The 22508-nt window shown below is 62.3% G+C and carries 21 protein-coding genes and 1 pseudogene; 7 read left to right on the top strand and 15 right to left on the bottom strand.

What is annotated here, in order from left to right; translation table 11 throughout:
* Window positions 1–81: 81 nt before the first annotated feature.
* The gene (locus ACIQWO_RS15215) at window positions 82–1002 is read right to left on the bottom strand and encodes a methyltransferase domain-containing protein (RefSeq protein ID WP_402825463.1); all 921 of its coding nucleotides are present in this window, start codon (window positions 1000–1002) and stop codon (window positions 82–84) included.
* A gap of 498 nt (window positions 1003–1500) precedes the next feature.
* Between ACIQWO_RS15215 and ACIQWO_RS15210 the strand changes: the two genes are divergently transcribed.
* Together ACIQWO_RS15210 and trmL are read left to right on the top strand one after the other, a co-directional pair.
* The gene (locus ACIQWO_RS15210; RefSeq protein ID WP_402825460.1) at window positions 1501–1977 is read left to right on the top strand and encodes a ComF family protein; all 477 of its coding nucleotides are present in this window, start codon (window positions 1501–1503) and stop codon (window positions 1975–1977) included.
* 10 nt (window positions 1978–1987) lie between these two features.
* Window positions 1988–2458, top strand: coding sequence for a tRNA (uridine(34)/cytosine(34)/5-carboxymethylaminomethyluridine(34)-2'-O)-methyltransferase TrmL (gene trmL / locus ACIQWO_RS15205; RefSeq protein ID WP_150808017.1), 471 nt, complete (start codon window positions 1988–1990; stop codon window positions 2456–2458).
* Here trmL and ACIQWO_RS15200 read toward each other — a convergent pair.
* From ACIQWO_RS15200 to ACIQWO_RS15180, 5 genes are all read right to left on the bottom strand, one after another.
* Complete coding sequence (locus ACIQWO_RS15200; protein WP_402825456.1) at window positions 2440–2982, bottom strand: O-acetyl-ADP-ribose deacetylase; 543 nt, start codon at window positions 2980–2982, stop codon at window positions 2440–2442. The two genes, trmL and ACIQWO_RS15200, sit on opposite strands and share 19 nt — an antisense overlap.
* A 129-nt stretch (window positions 2983–3111) precedes the next feature.
* Window positions 3112–4131, bottom strand: a complete 1020-nt coding sequence (locus ACIQWO_RS15195; RefSeq protein WP_402825453.1) for an NAD(P)H-dependent glycerol-3-phosphate dehydrogenase — start codon at window positions 4129–4131, stop codon at window positions 3112–3114.
* A gap of 65 nt (window positions 4132–4196) precedes the next feature.
* Window positions 4197–4703 carry a protein-export chaperone SecB gene (secB, locus tag ACIQWO_RS15190; protein WP_039395381.1) on the bottom strand — a complete coding sequence of 169 codons (507 nt, stop codon included), beginning with the start codon at window positions 4701–4703 and terminating at the stop codon, window positions 4197–4199.
* 65 nt (window positions 4704–4768) lie between these two features.
* The gene (grxC, locus tag ACIQWO_RS15185) at window positions 4769–5029 is read right to left on the bottom strand and encodes a glutaredoxin 3 (protein ID WP_039395378.1); all 261 of its coding nucleotides are present in this window, start codon (window positions 5027–5029) and stop codon (window positions 4769–4771) included.
* 16 nt (window positions 5030–5045) lie between these two features.
* The gene (locus ACIQWO_RS15180; protein WP_039395376.1) at window positions 5046–5453 is read right to left on the bottom strand and encodes a rhodanese-like domain-containing protein; all 408 of its coding nucleotides are present in this window, start codon (window positions 5451–5453) and stop codon (window positions 5046–5048) included.
* Between the two features lie 231 nt (window positions 5454–5684).
* Here ACIQWO_RS15180 and gpmA point away from each other — a divergent pair, with 231 nt between their 5' ends.
* The 3 genes from gpmA (at window position 5685) to ACIQWO_RS15165 (ending at window position 9306) form a co-directional block, all read left to right on the top strand.
* Window positions 5685–6431, top strand: a complete 747-nt coding sequence (gene gpmA / locus ACIQWO_RS15175; protein ID WP_039395373.1) for a 2,3-diphosphoglycerate-dependent phosphoglycerate mutase — start codon at window positions 5685–5687, stop codon at window positions 6429–6431.
* A 495-nt stretch (window positions 6432–6926) separates the two neighbouring features.
* On the top strand, window positions 6927–8483 hold the full coding sequence (locus ACIQWO_RS15170) for a S41 family peptidase (protein ID WP_402825448.1): 1557 nt from the start codon (window positions 6927–6929) through the stop codon (window positions 8481–8483).
* Between the two features lie 70 nt (window positions 8484–8553).
* Window positions 8554–9306 carry a HesA/MoeB/ThiF family protein gene (locus ACIQWO_RS15165; protein ID WP_402825445.1) on the top strand — a complete coding sequence of 251 codons (753 nt, stop codon included), beginning with the start codon at window positions 8554–8556 and terminating at the stop codon, window positions 9304–9306.
* Window positions 9307–9449: 143 nt separating this feature from the next.
* Here the strand turns inward: ACIQWO_RS15165 and ptsP are convergent, their stop codons facing one another.
* The 9 genes from ptsP to ACIQWO_RS15120 all read right to left on the bottom strand — a co-directional run bounded on the left by ptsP (window position 9450) and on the right by ACIQWO_RS15120 (window position 19540).
* The gene (ptsP, locus tag ACIQWO_RS15160) at window positions 9450–11186 is read right to left on the bottom strand and encodes a phosphoenolpyruvate--protein phosphotransferase (RefSeq protein WP_402825442.1); all 1737 of its coding nucleotides are present in this window, start codon (window positions 11184–11186) and stop codon (window positions 9450–9452) included.
* Window positions 11187–11346: 160 nt separating this feature from the next.
* Window positions 11347–11616 (bottom strand): HPr family phosphocarrier protein, encoded by a 270-nt coding sequence (locus ACIQWO_RS15155; protein WP_039395361.1) that lies wholly within the window; start codon window positions 11614–11616, stop codon window positions 11347–11349.
* A gap of 3 nt (window positions 11617–11619) precedes the next feature.
* Complete coding sequence (locus ACIQWO_RS15150; RefSeq protein ID WP_402825438.1) at window positions 11620–12033, bottom strand: PTS sugar transporter subunit IIA; 414 nt, start codon at window positions 12031–12033, stop codon at window positions 11620–11622.
* 234 nt (window positions 12034–12267) lie between these two features.
* Window positions 12268–13206, bottom strand: coding sequence for a glutathione synthase (gshB, locus tag ACIQWO_RS15145; protein ID WP_402825435.1), 939 nt, complete (start codon window positions 13204–13206; stop codon window positions 12268–12270).
* A 59-nt stretch (window positions 13207–13265) separates the two neighbouring features.
* A complete protein-coding gene (locus ACIQWO_RS15140) occupies window positions 13266–14507 on the bottom strand; it encodes a helix-turn-helix transcriptional regulator (protein WP_402825432.1) in 1242 nt (413 codons plus the stop codon).
* Window positions 14508–15010: 503 nt separating this feature from the next.
* Window positions 15011–16300 (bottom strand): glutamate--cysteine ligase, encoded by a 1290-nt coding sequence (gshA, locus tag ACIQWO_RS15135; RefSeq protein WP_402825429.1) that lies wholly within the window; start codon window positions 16298–16300, stop codon window positions 15011–15013.
* 490 nt (window positions 16301–16790) lie between these two features.
* Window positions 16791–18317 carry an ammonium transporter gene (amt, locus tag ACIQWO_RS15130; protein ID WP_402825426.1) on the bottom strand — a complete coding sequence of 509 codons (1527 nt, stop codon included), beginning with the start codon at window positions 18315–18317 and terminating at the stop codon, window positions 16791–16793.
* A gap of 25 nt (window positions 18318–18342) precedes the next feature.
* Window positions 18343–18681 (bottom strand): P-II family nitrogen regulator, encoded by a 339-nt coding sequence (locus tag ACIQWO_RS15125; protein WP_010804740.1) that lies wholly within the window; start codon window positions 18679–18681, stop codon window positions 18343–18345.
* A gap of 13 nt (window positions 18682–18694) precedes the next feature.
* Window positions 18695–19540 carry a TorF family putative porin gene (locus ACIQWO_RS15120; protein WP_402825415.1) on the bottom strand — a complete coding sequence of 282 codons (846 nt, stop codon included), beginning with the start codon at window positions 19538–19540 and terminating at the stop codon, window positions 18695–18697.
* A 396-nt stretch (window positions 19541–19936) separates the two neighbouring features.
* On the opposite strand from ACIQWO_RS15120, the gene ACIQWO_RS15115 reads away from it, so the two are divergent.
* Window positions 19937–20185, top strand: a complete 249-nt coding sequence (locus ACIQWO_RS15115; RefSeq protein WP_046290617.1) for an accessory factor UbiK family protein — start codon at window positions 19937–19939, stop codon at window positions 20183–20185.
* Between the two features lie 306 nt (window positions 20186–20491).
* Window positions 20492–21526, top strand: a pseudogene (locus ACIQWO_RS15110) (YifB family Mg chelatase-like AAA ATPase); the annotation flags it as partial.
* Window positions 21527–22508 lie beyond the last annotated feature (982 nt).

Genomic DNA, 22508 nt, shown 5'->3' with positions numbered 1-22508 from the left:
GGTGATGCAAGGGAGGGGGAGATGCTTCGGCATCGGCGGAACACCGCCGATGCCACGCTGGCGAAGGAGAGGAAAAAGCGCTTAGCGAGGACGGCCGCCGCGACCGATATCCTGAAGACGCACGACGGCATTGCCTGCGGCATCGGTCTTCTCGGGGATCTTCCAGGCGTGACCGTAGACGAGTTCGAACGTCAGTGCGATGGTGCCGTCGGGGCCACGCTGACGCTCCAGCGCCGCTCGCAATGCCGCAAGTCGCGCCCGCCCCGTCAATCCCTGGCGACGCTCGGGCTGAGGATTCACCCCAAGCAGACGAACGTCGCGCAGCAAGGTATCGGGCGATTCGAACGTCAGTGTCAGACGCTCCATGTCGGTCACAGGCGTATCGAACCCGCTCGCCACCATCATGTCGCCCAGATCGTGCATGTCCGTCGGTTCCAATGCGTGCGGAAGGCCATCGACTTCCGCCCACGCGGCGCGCAACTCGCGCAATGTGTCGGGACCGTAAGCCGAGAACATCAGCAATCCGTCCGTCGTCAGCACGCGGTGCCACTCGGGGATCACACGATGCGGTTCACGGTACCAGTGGAGCGCAAGGTTCGACCACACGAGATCGAAGGCACGCGACGCAAACGGCAGCGCAGCGAAATCGGCCTGAACGACCCCATACGGAGGAGCGCTGCGCAGCAGACGCCGCCAACCGGATGTCGCGCCAGCTGCCGCAGCAGCCTTCGCCATGCCGAACGAGGCGTCGAGGCCCACACGGTACGCATCGGGATATCGTTCGCCGAAGCTCTGCAGATCGCCGCCCGTGCCGCAGCCTGCATCCAGGACACGCTTAGGTTTGAGCTTGATGTAATCAAGTCGGCTCGCGAGTCGCGACGCCACTTCCCGCATCAGGAAATCGGCGTCCTGCCAGTTCGACGCGCGACGGTCGAAAGCAGTGCGCAAAAAGCGTGCGGAGAACGCAGAGGACGGGTTTTGGGGAGCGTCGGAAGGCTTCATGGGACAGGCGAAAAGGCGAGTCGGCAGTATACTCGCTGCTGTCTGAACGCATCGGACACGCCCGCACCACTGCGCACCACGCGCCTGTTAGATCGCCGGTATCGATCCATCACCCTCTGCTTTTCATCTCGGATATTCGCCGTGCCCATCCTCTCCTCGCTCCTCCTGACGCCGACTCGGCTAGCGAGCGGGTTGCTGCGCATTGCGTTGCCCGACCATTGCGCGATTTGTCGGCGACGCGCGCTGAGGCAGATCTGCGACGCTTGCGCAACGGCATTCGATGCGTGCCAAACCGACGCCAGACCACGCTGCGCACGATGTGCTGTCGGTTTGCTCTCGCCAGTGTTGGCCTTGGACGGAACGGTTGCACCAACGACGGAAGATGCGACAATTTGTCGCACCCCAACATCCTCCCTCTGCGGACAATGCCTGCAAGACCGGCCCGCGTTCGACGCCACACTGACGCTCGCAGACTACGTTCCGCCGCTCGATATGCTGATGATTCGTCTGAAATACCGCGGCGCCCTGCCGCTCGCACGGGAATTCGGCGAACGCCTCGGCGATGCCTTGAGAGATGTCGTCCCGGCAAGCCTAGATCGGGACACGGTACCGCTCGTTGTGCCCGTGCCTCTGGCACCCTCGCGGTTGGCCTCGCGCGGCTTCAATCAGGCATGGGAGTTGGCGCGCGTTGCGGCGCGGCGGGCACGTCTTCCTGCCAACGTCGGGATGCTTCATCGAGAGCGAACGACACTGGCACAGCGTCGCTTGTCGCGTGACGCACGCCAGCGCAATCTGCGTGACGTCTTTGTCGCCAGCGAGCGCATCGAAGGCCGTCACGTCGTACTGATCGACGACGTGATGACCACCGGCGCCACCTGCGACGCTGCGGCCGCCGCGCTCAAGCGTGCGGGTGCCGCACACGTCCTCGCAGCGGTGGTGTTGCGCACGCCGCCCTCGGCTCACTCAATTAATTAGCCCCACACTCATGTTCAACGTCGTTCTCGTCTCGCCCGAAATCCCGCCGAACACCGGCAACGTCATCCGTCTGTGCGCCAATACGGGTGCCCGGCTGCATCTGATCGAACCGCTCGGATTTCCGCTCGACGACGCCCGCATGCGACGCGCCGGGCTCGACTATCACGAGTACGCCGAGATGAAGGTGCATCGGGATTGGGCCGCGTTTCTCGCCGCCGAAGCGCCGGACCCGGCGCGCATGTTCGCACTGACCACACGCGGATCGCGCCCCTTCGGCGAGTTGTCGTTTGCGCCGGGCGACTGGTTCGTCTTCGGCTCCGAAACACGGGGACTCGACCCGGACCTGCTCGACACGTTTGCCATGACGCAACGTGTGCGTCTGCCGATGCGTCCCGGCAACCGGAGTCTCAATCTCTCGAATACCGTCGCCGTCGTCGTTTTCGAGGCGTGGCGTCAGCAGGATTACGCTGGCGGATCCTGATTCTCGAGTTCGCGCCGGTACAGCGCGAACATCGCTGCGTCGAAGCAGACGAATTCAACGTGTTCGATGCCAGGGAAATGGGGCAGCGCGTCGCTCACGGTGAAGACGGCAAGCGGCACCGCAAGCTCCGGCGGGTAGCCGTAGACGCCACAGCTGATCGCGGGGAACGCCACGCTCCGACACCCTTGCTCGGCCGCCAGACGCAAGCTTTCGCGATAGCAACTCGCGAGTTGCGCGGGTTCGTCGTCCGCGCCGCCGTGCCAGACCGGGCCGACCGTGTGAATCACGAACTTTGCCTTGAGACGAAAACCCGGCGTGAGCTTCGCCTGCCCGGTCGGGCAACCGTGAAGCATGCGGCAGGCTTCCAGAAGCTCCGGGCCTGCGGCGCGGTGAATCGCACCGTCAACGCCACCGCCGCCCAGCAGCGATTCGTTCGCGGCATTGACGATGGCATCGAGCGGGGATTGCGTGATGTCGCCCTGCGACGCGTGCAGGTGACGATGAGGAAGGGCAACTTGCGACATGGGCATCTCTCCCTTGTAGCGAGCGCCGACGGCCAACGGCCGTGGCAGGGAAACGACCTTCCGGCGGTTCGCCGTCAGACGAACGACCGGAAAGTCCGGCAAAACTTCGATGTGCAGCGAAAGCTGCGCTCAGTCCTGCGAGGCGTCGTCTTCGCGCTCTGCGCGGGCGTCGCGACGTAACAACGCTTCCACGGCTGCACGCGCGGGAAGCCCGTCGAACAGCGTCGCACAAACGGCGTCCGTAATCGGCATTTCGACGCCATGCGCACGAGCAAGATCGCGCACTGCTCGCGCACATCGTACGCCTTCGGCAACATGGCCCAACGAGGCCAACACCTCATCCAGCGACTTGCCCGACGCAAGCTGTAATCCGACAGTGCGGTTACGTGACAGATCGCCGGTAGCGGTCAGAATCAGGTCGCCCATGCCAGTCAGCCCCATGAACGTCTCGGGCTTGCCGCCCAGCGCAACGCCCAGCCGGGTCATTTCAGCCAGACCGCGCGTGATCAGCGCCGCGCGGGCGTTGAGCCCCAAACCCAGCCCATCGCTCACGCCTGTCGCAATCGCGAGTACGTTTTTTACGGCCCCGCCGACTTCGACGCCGACGAGATCGTCACTCGAATAAATGCGCAACGCGCCGAAGTGGCAGGCCGCGATCGTCAATTCGCAAAGGGACGGGACAGCGCTCGCAATCGTCAGCGCGGCGGGCAAGCCTTTGGCGACTTCACGCGCAAAACTGGGACCGGAGAGCGAACCGCCAGCAACGGCAGGAAAAACGTCCGACACAATCTGGTGCGGCAGCAGGCCTGTATCCGCTTCAAAACCCTTGCACAGCCAGATCAGGTTTTTCGGCGCATCCGTGGCTTTGGCCATATGCCCGGCCAGTGCGCGCAACCCAGCGACCGGGACGGCGGCTACGCACAATGCGTGATCGCCTGAGCCATGCGCCATCACCGTCTCGAAATCGCTTTCGAAACGCAGACGAGGAGATAAGGGGGAACCGGGGAGGTAAGCGGAATTCTCGTGCGTGGCGGCCAGTTGCTTCACGAGCGCGGCGTCGCGCGCCCACAAGACGACGTCATGGCGTGTTGCCATGTGACTCGCCATCGCGGTGCCCCAGGCACCTGCACCGAATACGGCAATTTTCATGTGGGAATCTCGACGCAGCGGCCGGTCAGCGTGTACCGGCCACGGCGTCGAAGCAGCGCAAGCGCTTAGTGGGTCTGAGCGGACGAGCCGTCAGGCATCACGATGCCCGGGGCCGGCGTCTCGCCGTTGGCCGCTTGCTGCTCGGCCAGTTGTGCCAGACGTTGCTCGTAGAGCGCCTGGAAGTTCACTTCCGCCAGATGGATCGGCTGGAAACCAGCGCGGCTGATGGTGTCGGCCACATTGGCGCGCAGGTACGGGTAGACGATCGTCGGGCAGGCGATGCCGATGAGCGGATCGAGCTGCTCGACCGGCACATTGCGGATTTCGAAAATCCCGGCTTGCTTACCTTCGACCAGGAACGCGACCTTGTCCTTGATCTTGGCCGTCACCGTGGCGATCACGGCGACTTCGAAGATTTCCTCGGCCAGGCGCTCGGCGGCGACGTCCAACTGCACTTCAACGGTCGGCATCTCCTGCTCGAGGAAGATCGCGGGCGAATTCGGCTGCTCGAGCGACAGATCTTTCAGGTAGGCGCGCTGGATGCTGAAAAACGGCTGATTCTGGTCGGACATTTCGTTTCCTTGGAATTGAGACAGCCGCGCAATCACGCGGCTGGGCGACTATTTTGCAGGCGGTATCAGGCAGCTTGCAAGAGCGGAACGAGACCACCGGCACGATCGAGTGCCGACAGATCGTCGTAACCGCCAATATGACGCTCGTCGATGTAAATTTGCGGTACGGTGCGACGCCCCGTGCGCGACATCATTTCCTCGCGACGAGCCGGCTCCTTGTCGATCAGGATCTTCTCGATCTCCTGAACACCGCGCTGACGCAGCAGGCGCTCGGCCATCTGGCAATACGGGCACACTTGCGTGCTGTACATCACGATCTTCGGCATGACTGCAACTCCTTGATTACTTGATCACCGGCAAACCGGCTTCCTGCCAGGCGGCAACACCGCCCTGAAGGCTGAACGCCTCAGCATAACCAAGATTGCGAAGGAGCGTCTGAGCGCGCGCCGAGCGTTGGCCGCTCTTGCAGACGATCAGAACCGGAGCCGCCTTGTTCTTGATGACGCCCGCGACCTTTTGCTCCACGTCGTCGAGCGGCACGTTACGTGCAGACGGCAGGTGGCCAGCGGCAAATTCCTCAGCCGTGCGCACGTCGAGCACCACGGCGCCCTTACGGTTGATGAGCTGGGTTGCTTCCACGGTCGACAGACCGCGACCGCCGCGCTTGAATACCGGCCAGGCCAGCATGCCGCCCGAAACGAGGGCGATGGCGATCAGCGCGAGGTTGGTGTAATCGGCAAAGAACTTCACAAACCACCTGAAAAATATCAAAAGAATCCGATCATTATAAAATAATCCGTGATTGCGCCGACGGGTCTCGTTGCCAATCGTTGCGCCGGGCGTCGGCGGCTCCCTTTGCGAAGCCCCGAATGTCACCGCGAAGTGACGCCAAACCCTTACCGGGCGTGGCTCCGCCCGACGCGACGAACTGCCCCGCCCCCTCGGCTGCCCCCGCTTTCCTACTCTGACTGAAGTTTGCTTATGTACAAGCTCGTTCTTATCCGCCACGGCGAATCGACGTGGAACAAAGAAAACCGCTTCACGGGATGGGTCGACGTCGACCTGACCGAAAAGGGCGTCGCCGAAGCCAGCCAGGCCGGTAATCTGCTCGCCGAAGCCGGTTTCAAATTCGATCTCGCCTACACCTCGGTGCTCAAGCGCGCTATCCGCACGCTCTGGCACGTGCAGGACGCAATGGACCAGATGTGGATTCCGGTGGTGCACAGCTGGCGTCTGAACGAGCGTCACTACGGTGCGCTCGCTGGCCTGAACAAGGCTGAGACGGCCGCGAAGTACGGCGACGATCAGGTCCACGTGTGGCGTCGCAGCTACGACACGCCGCCGCCGCCGCTGGCCGCAGATGACGAACGCAGCTCGTACAACGATCCGCGTTACGCCAAGCTCAAGCGTGAAGAGATTCCGCTCACCGAGTGCCTGAAGGACACCGTGGCGCGCGTGCTGCCGCTGTGGAACGAGTCGATCGCTCCGGCTGTGCGTGCGGGCAAGCAAGTGCTGGTCGCCGCGCATGGCAACTCGCTGCGCGCCCTCATCAAGCACCTCGACAATATTTCGGACGACGACATCGCTGGCCTGAACATCCCGAACGGCACGCCGCTCGTGTATGAACTGGACGCCGATCTCAAGCCGATCCGTCATTACTATCTGGGCGATCAGGACAAGATCGCCGGCGCACTGGCTGCCGTCGCTGCGCAAGGCAAGTCGAAGTAAGTCTCAGCTAACGTGCTGACAGTTGCGATGCTCGCTTTCGGGCGAGCGTCGCAGCCCACTCCCTGGCATTCCCGCCATCTTCCCGCCATCTCGCTTCACGCGCCTTCGCTTCAAACACACCACACAGCCGGTCTTCGCGATCCCCGAAATCTCCGATCTCTCGGGGGAATCCCTACGCTTTGCTATGCATTTTCCCAAGCGCGCGTCGGCATCCGTAATACGCGGTAACACGATTTCCGCGCGCTTCTTGCGTCTACACGCAGTCAGGCGCCCCTTGGCGCAGGCACGTCCCATCGGCGAAAGCGACACACTATCGGGCGACGTTCGACGAAATTCGCCGTGCAACATCGCCTGGAACGGAACTTTTCGTAGAACCACTCAGGAAAAGTCCCTGTCGAATGGGCAATGTCCCGCCTGCGGGCAAACGGTTATACTTCGCCAAAGTGCGCGCGCCCATTGGCGTGCGCCCCAAAATTCCGGGAATTCCACGCCTATATGCGCCAAACCCTCAAACACATCGGCCTGATCGTGCTGGGCCTCGCGACCGGTGCGGCTGCCACCCTCGCGTTCTCGCAGGCATCCGCCCAAAGCGCTACCACGCCGTTGCCGCTCGAACAGCTCCGTCTGCTGGCTGAAGTGTTCGGCCAGATCAAGCGTGAATATGTCCAGCCGGTCGACGACAAGAAGTTGCTGACCGCTGCTATCAAGGGGATGGTGTCGAGCCTCGATCCGCATTCGTCGTATCTCGACAAGGAAGAATACAAAGAGCTCCAGGAACAGACGCGTGGCCGCTTCGCAGGTCTCGGCATCGAGATCTCGCAGGAAGACGGCCTCGTGAAGGTCATCTCCCCGATCGAAGACAGCCCGGCGTTCAAGGCTGGCCTGAAGCCGGGCGACCTGATCACCCGCATCGACGACAAGCCCGTGCGTGGCATGACGCTCGATCAGGCGGTCAAGCGCATGCGCGGCGCCCCGGGCAGCAAGGTCACGCTGACGATCTTCCGCAAGTCGGAAGAGCGCACGTTCCCGGTCTCGATCGTGCGTGCCGAGATTCGCGTCCAGAGCATCAAGGGCAAGCTGCTCGAACCTGGTATCGGTTACGTGCGCATCACCAGCTTCCAGGAACGCACCGTGCCGGACCTGGCCAAGAAGCTCCAGGAACTGGCCAAGGACCAGCCGCTCAAGGGCCTGATCCTTGACCTGCGTAACAACGGCGGCGGCATTCTCCAGTCGGCTGTCGGCGTGTCCGCTGCGTTCCTGAAGGAAGGCGCGGTGGTCGTGTCGACCAACGGTCAGATCGAAGACGCCAAGCAGACGTACAAGGCGACCTTTGACAACTACCGTCTGTCGGCCAGCCCGGAAGATCCGCTCAAGGGTGAAGCGCCGATCTGGAAGACGGTGCCGATGGTCGTGCTGGTGAACGCTTACTCGGCGTCCGCCTCGGAAATCGTGGCCGGCGCACTGCAAGATTCGAAGCGCGCCATCATCATGGGCAAGACGACGTTCGGTAAGGGCTCGGTCCAGACCGTGCGCCAGATGGGCCCGGACACGGCACTGCGTCTGACCACGGCGTACTACTACACGCCGAGCGGCCGCTCGATCCAGTCCATCGGTATCAAGCCGGACGTGCCGGTCGACCAGAATCCGAAGGGCGATCCGGACGACGTGCTGGTCACGCGCGAAATCGATTACCAGAACCACCTGCACAACACGCAAACGCCTGACGAGCAGAAGGAAATCGACGCACGCGAAGCCCGCCGTCTGGAAGAACTGCGCCGCCTCGAAGAAGAGAACGCGAAGAAGACACCGGAAGAACGTAAGAAGGAACGCGAAGAACGTCTGCCGGATCTGGGCAGTGCCGACGACTTCATGCTCCAGCAGGCCGTCCACCAGATCAAGGGCGAGCCGGTCCAGCGCACGAAGTCGCGCCTCGAAGCCAACGCCGGCCCGCTGCCGAAGGACGCCTCGAAGGCTGCTGCACCGGCCGCCGGTGCCAAGACGGATCCGAAGACGGACACCGTCGTGCCGGCCAAGCCTGCGGACAAGAAATAAGCAACGGCTTTACACTACAAACCGTGCCCGCGAAAGCCGGCACGGTTTTTTTATCCCTTCCCGTTTTGCGATGAACGACGATCAGCTGCTGCGTTACTCCCGCCATATCCTGCTCGACGAACTCGGTATCGAGGGTCAGGAGCGCCTGCTTGCCGCGCACGCGGTCATCGTCGGCGCAGGTGGTCTCGGCTCACCCGCAGCGCTCTATCTGGCGGCATCGGGCGTCGGACGCATCACGCTGATCGACGACGACATCGTCGATCTCACCAACCTGCAACGCCAGATTCTTCACGATACGCAGAGCGTCGGACAGCCGAAGGTTGAATCCGGTCGCGAACGGATCGCGCGTATCAACCCGGGTGTGGTCGTCGACGTCATCAACGAACGCGTGGACGAAGCCCGCCTGACGACACTCGCGCGCGGTGCCACTGTCGTGCTCGACGGCTCGGACAACTTCGCGACACGTCACGCGGTCAACCGCGCCTGCGTCGCTGCCGGTGTGCCGTTGGTCTCGGGCGCAGCATTGCGCTTCGACGGACAGATCAGCGTGTTCGACGTGCGCAACGACGCGTCGCCCTGCTATGAATGCATCTTCCCGGCGGACGAGCCGTTCCCCGAGCAAGCCTGCGCCACGATGGGCGTGCTCGCACCGCTCGTCGGCATCATCGGCAGCATGCAGGCCGCCGAGGCGATCAAGCTGATCACCGGCATCGGCACGCCGCTCGTGGGCCGTCTTCAGATGCTCGATGGCCGCAAGATGAGTTGGCACACCATGCATTGCGCCCGCAATCCGGAATGTAAGGTCTGCGGACAGCGCCACTGAGTGCTTGGGGAATGGCTGAGGCCGCGTCCGGCGTCGTCCTAAATTTCAGCCGCGCACCGCCCCAACGAACAGCGAAAAAGCAAAAGCGGACGCTTCCTCACGGGAGCGTCCGCTTTTGCTTTTTGCGACGAACGTCGACCGAATCAAGCCACGGCAAGTCTCGCCAGCGCTGCCTGCATTTCCTCGGGCTCGGTCGCGGCGAGCAGTTCCTGCACCGGCCGCTCGAGATCCGGCAGATGCGCGCGCAGAATCTCCTGCTTGACCTGAAGCAACTGGCTCGGGTGCATCGAAAATTCGCGCAACCCCATGCCGAGCAACAAGCGCGTCGCCGTCGGATCCCCCGCCATTTCGCCGCAGACGGCAACGGGCACGCCGAAGGCGTGTGCCTCGCGAATCGTCATGGCGATGAGGCGCAGGACCGCCGGGTGCAGCGGATCGTAAAGATGCGCGACCGCATTGTCGGCGCGGTCGATCGCCAGCGTGTACTGAATCAGGTCGTTCGTGCCGATGGACAGGAAGTCGAGTCGCTTCAGGAACATGGGCACCGTGAGCGCGGCGGCGGGCACCTCGATCATCGCGCCGAGCTTCACGTTCGGGTCGTAGAGCAGACCGGCGGCGTCGAGTTGCGCTTTCGCTTCGCGCACGAGTTCGAGCGTCTGATCGATTTCCTGCGCGTGGGCCAGCATCGGGAAAAGAATCTGCACCTTGCCGAACGCCGATGCCCGCAGAATCGCGCGCAGTTGCGTGAGGAACATACGCGGCTCCGACAGACTCCAGCGAATCGCGCGCAGTCCCAACGCCGGGTTCGGCGCGGTTTCGTACGTCTCGTGGCTGTCGAGCGGCTTGTCGGCCCCCACGTCGATGGTCCGGATCGTGAGCGGCAGACCGTGCATCGTCTCCACAGCGCGCTTGTACGCCTCGAACTGCGCCTCTTCTTCCGGCGCTTCCTCCTCGTTCATGAAGAGGAACTCGGTGCGGAACAACCCGACACCGACAGCGCCCGCATCGACGGCCGTCTTGGCGTCTTCCGGCAATTCGATGTTGGCGAACAGCTCGATGGGCGTGCCGTCGATGGTTTGTGCCGGTGAGTGCTTCAGACGCTGCAGGCGACGCTCTTCCAGCGCACGCTCGCTTTGCCGGTAGCTGTACTCTTCGAGCACGATCGGCGCCGGGTCGACGATGACGATGCCGTGATCGCCATCGATGATGATGATGTCGTCCTGCTTGACGAGCAGGCTCGCCTGCGCCACGCCGACCGCAGCCGGAATACCGAGACTGCGGGCCACGATGGCAGTATGCGACGTCTTGCCGCCGAGGTCCGTCACGAACCCCTTGAACGTCTGCGACTTGAATTGCAGCATGTCCGCCGGGGCGATGTCGCGGGCCACGACGATCATGTCGTCGCGTGGCGTCTCGGCCACGACGTGGCGAATGCCGGGCGCGCCAGCCAGTGCCTTGAGCACACGCTCCGTCACCTGTTCGATGTCGGCGCGACGCTCACGCAGATACTCGTCTTCGATGTCCTCGAAGCGCGCAACGAGCACTTCGAGTTGCGTCGTCAGCGCCCACTCCGCGTTGTAGCGACGCTCGCGAATGAGTTTGACGACGGCGTCGACCAGCAGCGTGTCGTTCAGAATCAGGGAGTGAACGTCAAGAAACGCGCCCATCTCGCCGGGCGCGTCATCGGGCAGTTCTTCCTTGAGGGTGTCGAGTTCCTGCTGGACAGTCGCCTGAGCGCTTTGGAAGCGCGCGACTTCGTCTTCGATCTGGCTGGGATCGAGCAGGTAGTGCGGGACATCGAGCGTGGCGGGCGCAAGCAAATAAGCGCGTCCGATCGCGATGCCGCGGGAAACGGGAATGCCGTGCAGGGTGAAAGACAAGGAAGTCTCCCCAGTTCAGAGGCGGTGATTCGACCGAATTCTGTATGTATTACTGCCCTCGGGACAGCGAGCGGCGGTGCGGCGACAGCACGGCCTGCATAATGCCGGTGTGCTGCAAGATGCGGCGCGCCTGCCGACGCCACATCACTTCCGCAGTGCCTTATTCCCCTTCGCCGAACTTGTTCGCGATGAGTTCGAGGATTTCCTTCATGGCCTGAGCCTCATCCGAGCCTTCGGTCTCGACTTCCACCGTCGAGCCGATGCCGGCCGCCAGCATCATGACGCCCATGATGCTCTTCGCGTTGATACGCCGACCGTTCCGGGTCAGCCAGACCTCACTCTGAAATTTCGCCGCCAGTTGCGTCAGCTTTGCGGATGCCCGGGCATGCAAGCCCAATTTATTTACGATCGTCGTTTCTTGTCGAAGCATGTTTCAGTGTGACCTAGTGTGTGTGGCCGGCGCACCCGCGCCGACTTCCAGAATACCTTTAGATCCGCCCGAAAGCACCTTCTCCGCCAGCGTATCGAGCGGCACAGAGCGGTAGCACACCGCTTTGATGAGCATCGACAGGTTGACCCCCGCGAGCACGCGCACTTTGGGCCCCACCAGTTGTGCCGCCACATTCGACGGCGTCGCGCCGAACAAGTCGGTGAGGACCAGCACGCCGTTCTCTTCGCGCAATTGCGCGAGGCGTTCCTTTGCGACGTCTACGAGCGCCGCCGTGTCCTGGTCGGGGACCACGTCGATCGCGCCGATGCGCGACGGACAACCGCCGTAGATGTGCGAAACGCACTCGCGAAGAGCCGAAGCCAGCGGTGCGTGGGCAATGATCAGAATTCCAGCCATGATGCTAGGCACGCCGGGCGCCGCGGGTGTTCGGGATACAAACACAACGACGAACGCGAACCTGTCGATTTTGGGATTCTTATTTTAGCAGGCGCGCCAAAATCCCGAATTAACCCTGAAATTTCATCGGGTTAGGGACCGTCCCAAGCGGGTTCTCCGCAGGGCCGGTCCAAATAGCGCAAGTTTTGTGCGGCAATTCCGCACGTCGCCGCGCGTTGCCACGATCCGGATGTCTCAGACCGCCAGTTCCAGTGCGTCGATGAACATCTTCGGCACGTCGAAACCGGTCTGGTCGGTGATTTCCTGGAAGCACGTCGGACTCGTGACGTTCACTTCCGTGAGGTAATTGCCAATGACGTCGAGCCCCACCAGCAGCAGGCCACGTTGCCAAAGGATCGGCGCCAGCGTCTCGGCGATCTCGCGATCGCGTGCCGTCAGGTCGCGCGCTTCGCCCAAGCCACCGGCCGCAAGGTTGCCGCGCACTTCCGTGCCTTGCGGAATACGGGCGAGCGAATGCGGCACCACCTTTCCGCCGATCACCAGGACGCGCTTGTCACCCAGCTTGATGTCGGGAATGAAACGCTGCGCCATCACCGAACGCGCGCCGTTCTCGCTGAGCATTTCGATGACCGAGCCGAGGTTGCGCTCGTCCGGGCCGATTCGGAATACGCCCGTGCCGCCCATACCGTCGAGCGGCTTATAGATGACGTCGCTATGTTCGACGTGAAAAGCGCGCAGACGTGCGACGTCGCGCGTGACCAGCGTCGGTGCGACGAACTGGCCGAATTCGGCAATCGCCAGCTTTTCTGAATGATCGCGAATCGCGCTCGGCTTGTTGAACACACGAGCGCCAGCGCGCTCGGCAATCTCAAGCAGCCACGTGGAGTTGATGTACTCCATGTCGAACGGCGGATCCTTGCGCATGATCACCGCATCGAACTTGGTGAGCGCCTCCACGCGCGTATCGACAACTTCGTACCAGACGTCGGCGTCGCCCGTCAGACGAATTTCCTTCACCCGCGCATCGACCGTAGCGCCTTGCCATGCCATCTCGTGCGGCTCGCACGCAAAAATGCGGTGCCCGCGACGTGCGCCCTCGCGCATCATCGAGAACGTGGTGTCCTTGTAGATCTTGAACTGGTCGAGCGGGTCGGCAATAAAGAGAATCTGCATCGATCGGCGGGAGTCTTGGGGGTTCGGATGCACACACCGCAAGCTGCGGCGACAGGCGTCTATTCTAGCCGAGGCGTCGTTTTGCCGCTGCGCAGTCCGTGGAGCAGCGACGCGTCGCGCACCGGGTCCAGCCTTGCCCGCATGAGCGACAGATGCGTCTTGAGCGTCTGCACGCCAATCGCGCATGCTTCGCGTGTTTGCGTACGCGACTGCCCTGCCAGCAAGCGCATCGCGATCTCCCGCTGCACGGGCGTCAGCGCCGTGTCCCACAACCGCGCCAATAGGCGGATGACGGGTGGCACGGCGAGATGCAGGGAGATGCGCACGCGCTCCGTGGCGCGCCCGCCCATGCCGCAGAGATGGGTGGCGTGCAGATGCAATATGCCGCCCGGCACCGGCAACGTCGTACCGATTTGCGCCCCCGAGATGGCCGCGCCGGACATGCCGCAGGGGTTCAGCGTCAACTCGTCTGCGAGCCGCTGGCATGCCTGCACGACCATGCAGGCGTCGGGCCATGCTCGCCCCGGCACCAGTTGCCAGACGCGGCGCATGAGCGTCAACGCACCAGGATCGGCCCACTCGGGCTGACGCCGGTGCCACACGAGCGTGCCCGATACGTCGACACAGACGTCCCCCACCCCCTCCTGCATCGCCTGCCCCTCGATGGCGGGCAGCATCGCACTCGCAAGCGGCGGGAGCGGGGGGAGCGGCGGGAAATGCGGACGCACCGGTGCGTTGGCAAACTCGGCCGCCACCGTCTCGAACGCTGCGACTTCTCGCGTGCTGAACGCCGATCGCGTCCGGCTGCGCGAGACGAGTAGCCGTAACGCGCCGAGGGGAGGCATCTGTCCTGTCGGACTAGCACCATCGCCCCCGTGGGGAAGCGTCGGTGGCAAGCATTCGTCGGCCGCCTGACTCGCGGGCAACAGATAGGCGTCGAGCACATCGCCATCGGCCAAACAGGCGTCAAGCGCCGGGGGACGGTGAAGATGGCTCGGCAACGACGACCGTCCCGCCGCGCCGGAACGCTTCCGCGCGTGCCCGAACAGCACGCCACCGTGGTTCGGGGACGGAATCGGCATCGTCCAACCGCACGACGCCAACCGCTCACACGCCGATATCGGTGCTTGCGGGGCGTACCCGCACGTGACGTTTGCGCCCCCCGACGAATCGCCCACCGGACTCACGCCGTCTGGCGCATGACACCAGAGCGCGGCAACGCTGTCGGCCGAGAGCCCCACGCGCAACGTCTCCAGCCACAACGGCAAGTAGCCGAGCGTGGGAATCGGCAATTGATGCATTTGGCGAAGGCACGCGCGTAAGTCCCCCTGCACTCCCATGCGTCTCCCAATCAAAGTTGATTCCGGGGAAATTTCCTATTCCACATGAACACAGACGGACATCCCCCATTCGGGGGATGTTTGTTGCGTCAAACGGTCGCATCATCGCTCCATTGCTGACGCGAACCGGAACGGATCGGCACAGTACACCGATCCAGGAAGTAAAGGGGATGCGCAGGGAGCCAGTTTGCGGGGTGAACCGCCCAGGGAAGCCCCGATTTCCGGTCGTTGCATGAGGCGACCGGTAAATGTGACGCCCGGCTAGTCGGGGGGCCAGCCGGGCGTCTTTTTCTTTTCGCCTCTCAGGACGAGAGGCGTCTGAGACCACCGTCAAGCGGACGTCGTCTCACGTCAAATTCAGAAACTTCTCAAAGCGACGCCGAAACCCACCGAAACCGATAGTGCGCGGCAAGTTGTCACTCGCCGCGCGACGTGCCGCATTGCGCGACACCGGCTGGGATCGATCAATACGTTTCGGGATCCGGATCGGTACGTTCCAGTTCGACCGACGCCGCCAGCAGCGCCAGACGTGCCACCACACCGTACATATAGAAGCGATTCGGCGGTGCCGCACCCGGCTTCGCGTGGACATCCGGCAGCGCGGTATGCTCGAACGCGAGCGGCACGAAGTGCATGCCGGGGGCGTTGAGGTTTTCGTCGGTGCCGCGCCCGGTATGGACACGGTAGAAGCCGCCCACCACGTAGCGATCGATCATGTAGACGACCGGTTCCGCGACCGCTTCGTTGATGCGCTCGAACGTGTAGACGCCTTCCTGCACGATGAAGTCGTGCACTTCGAGCCCCTCCTTCACCACGCTCATCTTGGTGCGCTCGCGGCGATTCAGGTTTTTGAGCTCAGTGGCGTCGCGCACCATCATCACGCCCATGCCGTCCGTCCCGGCATCGGCCTTGATGACGACGAAAGGCTTCTCGGTGATCCCGTACTCGCGATACTTCTTGTTGATCTTCTTAAGTACGGCGTCGACGGTATCGGCAAGCTTCTCCACACCGACGCCTTCGTCGAAATCGACGCCCTCGCACTTCGCGAAGTACGGATTGAGCATCCATTGATCGACGTCGATCATCTTGGCGAATTTCTTGACGATATCGTCGTAGGCCGAAAAGTGCTGGCTCTTGCGACGCACCGCCCAGCCTGCGTGCAACGGCGGCAGCAGATATTGCTCGTGCAGATTTTCGAGAATCGGCGGAATGCCAGCCGACAAGTCGTTATTGAGCAGAATCGAGCAGGGATCGAAGTTCTTGAGCCCCAGACGGCGTGGCGTGCGCTCCAGCGGCTCGATCACGACGTGCTGCCCGTCGGGCAACTCGATGGTCGTCGGCTCGGTGATGTCGTCCGACACACTGCCCAGACGCACATTCAGTCCGGCGTGACGCATGATCGTCGACAGCCGCGCAATGTTCTGCAAATAGAACGAGTTCCGCGTATGGCGTTCGGGGATCAGCAACAGGTTCTTCGCATCGGGGCAAATCTTCTCGATGGCGGCCATCGCGGCCTGCACAGCGAGCGGCAACACTTCGGGTGCCAGATTATTGAAGCCACCGGGGAAGAGATTGGTATCGACAGGAGCAAGCTTGAAGCCAGCATTTCGCAGGTCGACCGAACAGTAGAACGGCGGCGTGTGTTCCTGCCACTCAAGCCGGAACCAGCGCTCGATGGCGGGCGTCGCATCGAGGATCTTCTTTTCCAGGTCGAGCAAGGGGCCTTTCAGGGCCGTGACGAGATGCGGAACCATGCTTCTCTCATATCCAGATGGAATATCGATTGTAGAGCATACGCTCAGCGCCCCCGCCCTTCGCCATGCCCCGGGAAGGGGCACCGGGACGCGGGGCTAGCCACCCAGGAACACCGTCTCGATCAGACGACGATTTCCGGCGTACGAGCACGCGTCGACAACGTCTAGGGGGAGCGCGGCGCGATGCCGCGGTGAGAAGACATGGGGGCAAAACCGAAAATCACAAGCGCGAGGACGATTTCCGGCCGCGCCGAAAAAAAACGGGCACCGCCTGGGTGCCCGCGCAATGCCGGGGCCGGCTGTCCGACCGGCTTCCGGCAACTCCTCTCGCGTCGCCCGGGACGGGCCGTCTGGCCGACGTCAGCGAGTCCTTGCCGACTCGCTGACGTTCCCGGGTTTTCCCCGGACGGAAGCCGGGGCTAAACGGTGCGATGAGACAGATGTAATTCAGGCGAAGTCAGTTGCCTGAGGTGTTGCCTCGGTTGTCGCTTCAGTTGTGATAGGCCGATTCGCCGTGCGAGGTGATGTCCAGACCTTCACGCTCTTCGTCTTCCGGCACACGCAGACCCAGCACGATGTCGGCGATCTTGAAGGCGATGAAGGCGACGACCCCCGACCACACGAGCGTGGTCAGCACGCCCTGGAACTGAATCCAGACTTGCCCGGCAATCGAGTAATCCGGTGCCACCTTGTTGGCGACATAGTCGTAGATCCCCGTGCCGCCGAGCGACGGCGAAGCGAACACGCCCGTCAGAATCGCGCCGAGCATACCGCCCACGCCGTGCACGCCGAACACGTCGAGCGCATCGTCGGCCTTGAGCAGGCGCTTCAGACCGTTCACGCCCCACAGGCAAATCAGACCTGCGAGCAACCCAAGCACGATGGAGCCCATCGGACCGACGAAACCTGCTGCCGGCGTCACCGCCACCAGACCGGCCACGGCACCCGACGCACCACCCAGCATCGACGGCTTACCCTTGCCGATCCACTCACCGGCCGTCCACGAAAGCGTGGCAGCGGCGGTAGCGAGCAACGTATTGACGAAGGCAAGTGCAGCACCGCCGTTCGCTTCCAGACCCGAACCGGCGTTAAAACCGAACCAGCCGAACCAGAGCAGCGAAGCGCCGATCATCGTCATCGTGAGCGAGTGCGGCTTGAAGGCTTCCTTACCGAAACCGACGCGCTTGCCGACCATGTACGAGCCCACAAGCCCCGCGATAGCCGCGTTGATGTGCACCACGGTGCCGCCAGCGTAGTCGAGCGCGCCCTTCTGGAACAGCCAGCCCGCGTGTGCGTTGGCCGCATCAGCCGCTGCCGCGTCGATGTAGGCATCCGGACCGGCCCAGAACCAGACCATGTGCGCCATCGGCAGGTACGAGAACGTGAACCAGATGACGGTGAACAGCAGCACGGCCGAGAACTTGGCGCGTTCCGCGAAAGCACCGACGATCAGCGCGCAGGTAATCGCGGCGAACGCAGCCTGGAACGCCATGTACGCATACTCCGGCACATTCACGCCCTTACTGAACGTGGCCGCCACCGAGTCCGGCGTCATTCCCTTGAGGAACAAGCGATCGAAGCCGCCGAAGAACGCCCCGCCTTCGGTGAACGCGATGCTATAGCCGTAGATCGCCCAGAGCACGACCACCAGCGAGAAGATGATGAAACACTGCATCAGCACGGAGAGCATGTTCTTCGAGCGGACCAGACCGCCGTAGAACAGGCCCAGACCGGGCAACGTCATGAGAATCACGAACGCGGTGCAGGTCAGCAACCAGGCCGTGTCGCCCTTGTTCGGCGGCACGGGCGCAGCCGCAGGAGCGGCGGGTGCTGCGGCTTGTGCCGCAGGTGCCGGTGCGGCCGCTGGCGTTGCGGCAGCCGCTGCAGGAGCGGGTGCTGCGGATTCCGAAGCGGCGACAGGCGCCGAAGCGTCCTGGGCCAGTGCGGCGCTGGCGCCGAGGCCCACGACACCCGTGAAGGCGGCGGCGAGCAGGAGTTTGGCAAGTAGTTTTTTCATGATTGTTGTCTCTTATGTGGGACCTTTACAGCGCGTCTTCGCCGGTCTCTCCAGTACGGATACGGACCACGTGCTCGACGTTGGACACGAAAATCTTGCCGTCGCCGATCTTGCCGGTACGGGCCGCCTGCTCGATGGCGTCGATCGCCTGATCGAGCAAGGCGTCGCCGATTACCGCCTCGATCTTCACCTTCGGCAGAAAGTCGACGACGTACTCTGCGCCCCGATACAGTTCGGTATGGCCCTTCTGGCGGCCGAAGCCTTTGACTTCGGTCACCGTAATCCCTGCCACGCCGATGTTCGAGAGGGCTTCACGCACCTCGTCGAGCTTGAAGGGTTTCACAATTGCGGTAATCAGCTTCATGATGAGTCGCTCCTTAGAATGTCTTCGACAACCCTACGACGACCGTCGCCTTGGAAAGCACTTTGCCGGAATTCGCGGCGGTGTAGTACTTCTCGTCGGCGTTCGTATCGACGTAGGAAACCGACACGCTGAAGTTCTTGCCCAGATCCTTCGACAGGCCGATCTTCCAGTCGGTGTAGCTTGCGGCGCTGAAGTTGTGCACCCACTGGTGACCTACGTGCCCCACGGCCGAGAGACCCCAGAAGCCGATGTCGTAGGTGCCCGTCAGATCGAGGTAGCCGCTGTTGGTCGTGTCCTGACCATCAGGGCTCGTCAGACCGAACAGACGGGTCATCGAGTGCGAATACTTCAGCGTTACGGTTTTCCAGCCCACGGCGGCATACAACTCGAACGTATGCGGACGTGCGTAAAACTGGCCGGACGGATAAGTGCCCGGGTAGTAGTACTGCAGACCACCGAAATCGATGGTCCAGTCGGGAATGATTTCCTTCTTCCATCCACCGTAGAAATCCATCTCGATGGGTGCGCTGACGGCGGAATTACCGTCCGAAATCCAGCTGATGTTCGACGCCCACACACCGGCGTACAGCCCGGACTCGTGCGCAATATCGAAACCACCCTGGATCGCCGGACGCTTGGCCGTTTGCGAAATGCCGCGGAAGCGGTAATCCGAGAACAGACCGACGTTGGCGGTAATCGTCAGCGGTTCGGCGGCAGCCGCAGCTGCGTCGGCCGGAGGTGCTGCGGGTGCTGCTGCCGGTGCGGCGCCCTCAGCGGCCGCTTGCGCAAATACGCCGGCAGACGCCGTCATTGCACCAAAGAACACAAAGCCAGCCATCGCAGTTGACACTTTTCTCATCACTTTCCCCTTAAGTTGACGTTTCACGTCTTAGTACAGCGTGCGGCAGGTTCTGAACTGGGTAGAGCAACTCCCGTGCCAGGTCCTTCGGCCGCGTATGCTGCGACGCGCAAGATACGAATTTCGGGATAAAAAATTGGCAAAATTCCGGGGGACGTGAGGCGCGCAAACGACAGGCCAGGAACAACAAAGCGCGGTAAATCGTGTCAAAAGCGCATGCGGCGGGCGCTGGCCGGGCCGCTTGGGTGGCTGGGCGCAAAAAACGGTGTTAGAGTTGCGCCAACATTGAGAGGCCGGGCTGGAATGCACCACGTTGCACCGGTCTGGCTGGCACGACGAAGCACGTTGACGGTGCAAGCACCACATCGGTGCAAGGAAACGACGAGAGGAAGGCTTATGAAACCGAACGAGATCCTGCAAGACATGCAAGCCAAGGTGAGCGAGATGCTCAAGCAATCGCCCGCCAAGGATATCGAGCGCAACGTCAAAAGCCTGCTGGGCCAGGGCTTCACCAAACTCGATCTGGTGACGCGCGAGGAATTCGACGTGCAGGCACAAGTGCTCGCTCGCACACGCGAAAAGCTCGAAGCGCTGGAAAAGCGCGTGGCCGAGCTCGAAGGCCAGCGCAGCGAAGCGCAAGACTGACGATCCGAAGGGGCGCGAAAGCGCCCCTTGTTACATGGGGACGCGCCTGCTCGTGCGCGCGTTGCCCGCTCCGTCCTCGCGAATCTCACACATTCGCAAATCACTATCGGAATTGTCTTAACTGACTGACGGGCAATTCCGGACACCCTTCGCCTTCCTCCCCAAAACGCTCCGCCGTCGCGCATTTGCGCGGATATGGCATTGCGCATTGCCATGCTCAAGGGCGACCATCGACGACATCGGGGCAACACGTCTGGCGCGTTGCCATTTGAAATCGGCGCGATCTGCGCCGTCGGAGGGGATGTCATGTCTTTGGCAGTGGTGAGCAGCCGCGCGATCACGGGGATGTCGGCGCGTCCGGTGACGGTCGAGGTGCATCTGGCGAACGGCTTGCCGGGCCTGTCGCTGGTGGGTCTGCCCGATACCGAAGTGAAGGAAAGCCGGGAGCGGGTGCGCTCGGCGTTGCAGAACAGCCGGTTCGAATTCCCCGCGCGACGCATCACAATCAATCTAGCCCCCGCCGATCTTCCGAAGGCGTCTGGATGCTTCGATCTGCCGATTGCGCTCGGCATTCTGGCGGCGAGCGGTCAGTTGCCGGAGGCCGGTCTGCGCACGCACGAGTTCGCGGGAGAGCTGTCGCTGACCGGCGAGTTGCGCCCGATTCGCGGCGGGCTGGCGATGGCGAGCGCGATGGCGTCGGAGCCATCGTCACGCGCACTGGTGCTTCCTGCCGGGAGCGCGCAGGAAGCGGCGCTGGTGGAAGACGCCACGGTCTATGGCGCGCGCACATTGCTCGACGTTTGCGCCCACCTCGCGGAGCCGGATGTCGCGATACCTCTGCGTCGTGCCGTCGTGACGGGATCGCCTGACGACGCACCCTATTACGCGACCTCCGACACGACAGCCTTCGACAGCGACGAGGACCGCTCAGAAATGCGCAATGTTGCGTGTGTTGAGACACGCGGCGCAGCGCCCCCGGATAGCGACATTGCCGACATGATCGATATCAAGGGACAGGAGCATGCCAAACGAGCGCTGGAGGTGGCGGCGGCGGGCGGCCATCATCTTTTGCTTTACGGTCCCCCCGGTACGGGCAAATCGATGTTGGCGACGCGGCTCTCCGGACTGTTGCCGCCTCTGACCAAATCCCAGGCCGTGGAGGCGGCAACGCTCGCGAGTCTGAGCGCACGGGGCTTTGAAATGCGACATTGGGGGCGCCGTCCTTTTCGCGCACCACATCACACAGCTTCGGCAGCAGCGCTTGTGGGGGGCGGAAGTACACCGCGTCCCGGAGAGATCAGTCTGGCGCATCGCGGCGTACTGTTCCTAGACGAACTGCCTTTTAGGTGTTGCGTATCTGTCTGTCGCTTTAAGCAATACGCCGCAGACTCTCGCCCGAAGATTGGATCTCGGAGACATTGATGCCGGTTGGAACGAATCAGAAATTCATATTGGTCACAGGATCGCCCCATAGTTTCAGTCATCTATCCAGTCCGATACAGATCGCTTACGAACCTTCGGGCCACTCATCAAGATCGGCTCACCCGGATTGAAAAGTGATGCAGAGATTCGGAACCGCCGTCCAGTAATTATCATCATCAAAATCCCGCGTATGTTTTGCCAAAACGGCGGCTCAAGATCTGAGGATATGGGATACCCAGGGGGATGCTTTCTCCGCTCAAGGTAATCCCCGAGCCACTTTGCGCCCCACAACGAAGCTCCCATAGCACCGACCCCAATTGGGACCGACAGCCATCTTGACTGCGAATCGAGCTCGAGAAGTGCGGCAAAACCGTGCTGGCTGACCAAGACGGCAGCGCAAAGCAAGCCGAACGGGAGTGCACCTAGCACCATTATCAACGCCCAAGCAGCCAATATCCTCTCGCCGGCAGTAGCGCGCGCTTCGCGCCCGGTCAGGTCAACCGGTCGAGTTTGCCCAAGAACTCGTGCACAGACCTTAATCGATACGTGTGGATCCCTTGCCGAATAAATCATCGAGATCATGAAGTCGTCCCCTGGGTTGAGTCCAGGAAACTGAAGACGAGCGACCGTTCCACCACTGAGCAAGTCAACTCCGCAAATAACGCCCTCTACTTTCGAAAAGCTAGTTGCCTCCAAGATCCTGGCACCTACACCGAACTGAAGCTCAATAGGAAAATCATGAGGGATATCCTGCGGGTAGACTGTTTCACCGCCTCGATTCCAGAGTCGAACTGGCAATTAAAAATAAATCTATGGTCCTCCCCATTTTTGCAACCCTGATTCTCGATGTCGTTGTTGGCTTGCGTAAATCTATTCGGCGTCGTTGTAGGGACTGCTCCCC

This window comes from Pandoraea sp. NPDC090278, from assembly GCF_044772185.1.
Taxonomy (GTDB): Bacteria; Pseudomonadota; Gammaproteobacteria; order Burkholderiales; family Burkholderiaceae; genus Pandoraea.
Note: the sequence above shows the minus strand (reverse complement) of the source record. Positions and strands in the feature narration are given on the sequence as shown.

What these genes read in the sequence shown, in the direction of transcription:
- ACIQWO_RS15155 (WP_039395361.1), bottom strand. Translation starts at nt 11,616, where the DNA reads ATGCTTCGACAAGAAACGACGATCGTAAATAAATTGGGCTTGCATGCC.
- grxC (WP_039395378.1), bottom strand. Translation starts at nt 5,029, where the DNA reads ATGCCGAAGATCGTGATGTACAGCACGCAAGTGTGCCCGTATTGCCAG.
- ACIQWO_RS15120 (WP_402825415.1), bottom strand. Translation starts at nt 19,540, where the DNA reads ATGAGAAAAGTGTCAACTGCGATGGCTGGCTTTGTGTTCTTTGGTGCA.
- trmL (WP_150808017.1), top strand. Translation starts at nt 1,988, where the DNA reads ATGTTCAACGTCGTTCTCGTCTCGCCCGAAATCCCGCCGAACACCGGC.
- ACIQWO_RS15215 (WP_402825463.1), bottom strand. Translation starts at nt 1,002, where the DNA reads ATGAAGCCTTCCGACGCTCCCCAAAACCCGTCCTCTGCGTTCTCCGCA.
- ACIQWO_RS15140 (WP_402825432.1), bottom strand. Translation starts at nt 14,507, where the DNA reads ATGCATCAATTGCCGATTCCCACGCTCGGCTACTTGCCGTTGTGGCTG.
- ACIQWO_RS15210 (WP_402825460.1), top strand. Translation starts at nt 1,501, where the DNA reads ATGATTCGTCTGAAATACCGCGGCGCCCTGCCGCTCGCACGGGAATTC.
- ACIQWO_RS15125 (WP_010804740.1), bottom strand. Translation starts at nt 18,681, where the DNA reads ATGAAGCTGATTACCGCAATTGTGAAACCCTTCAAGCTCGACGAGGTG.
- ACIQWO_RS15195 (WP_402825453.1), bottom strand. Translation starts at nt 4,131, where the DNA reads ATGAAAATTGCCGTATTCGGTGCAGGTGCCTGGGGCACCGCGATGGCG.
- ACIQWO_RS15150 (WP_402825438.1), bottom strand. Translation starts at nt 12,033, where the DNA reads ATGGCTGGAATTCTGATCATTGCCCACGCACCGCTGGCTTCGGCTCTT.
- ACIQWO_RS15170 (WP_402825448.1), top strand. Translation starts at nt 6,927, where the DNA reads ATGCGCCAAACCCTCAAACACATCGGCCTGATCGTGCTGGGCCTCGCG.
- gshB (WP_402825435.1), bottom strand. Translation starts at nt 13,206, where the DNA reads ATGCAGATTCTCTTTATTGCCGACCCGCTCGACCAGTTCAAGATCTAC.
- ACIQWO_RS15200 (WP_402825456.1), bottom strand. Translation starts at nt 2,982, where the DNA reads ATGTCGCAAGTTGCCCTTCCTCATCGTCACCTGCACGCGTCGCAGGGC.
- ACIQWO_RS15165 (WP_402825445.1), top strand. Translation starts at nt 8,554, where the DNA reads ATGAACGACGATCAGCTGCTGCGTTACTCCCGCCATATCCTGCTCGAC.
- gshA (WP_402825429.1), bottom strand. Translation starts at nt 16,300, where the DNA reads ATGGTTCCGCATCTCGTCACGGCCCTGAAAGGCCCCTTGCTCGACCTG.
- gpmA (WP_039395373.1), top strand. Translation starts at nt 5,685, where the DNA reads ATGTACAAGCTCGTTCTTATCCGCCACGGCGAATCGACGTGGAACAAA.
- amt (WP_402825426.1), bottom strand. Translation starts at nt 18,317, where the DNA reads ATGAAAAAACTACTTGCCAAACTCCTGCTCGCCGCCGCCTTCACGGGT.
- secB (WP_039395381.1), bottom strand. Translation starts at nt 4,703, where the DNA reads ATGTCCGACCAGAATCAGCCGTTTTTCAGCATCCAGCGCGCCTACCTG.
- ACIQWO_RS15115 (WP_046290617.1), top strand. Translation starts at nt 19,937, where the DNA reads ATGAAACCGAACGAGATCCTGCAAGACATGCAAGCCAAGGTGAGCGAG.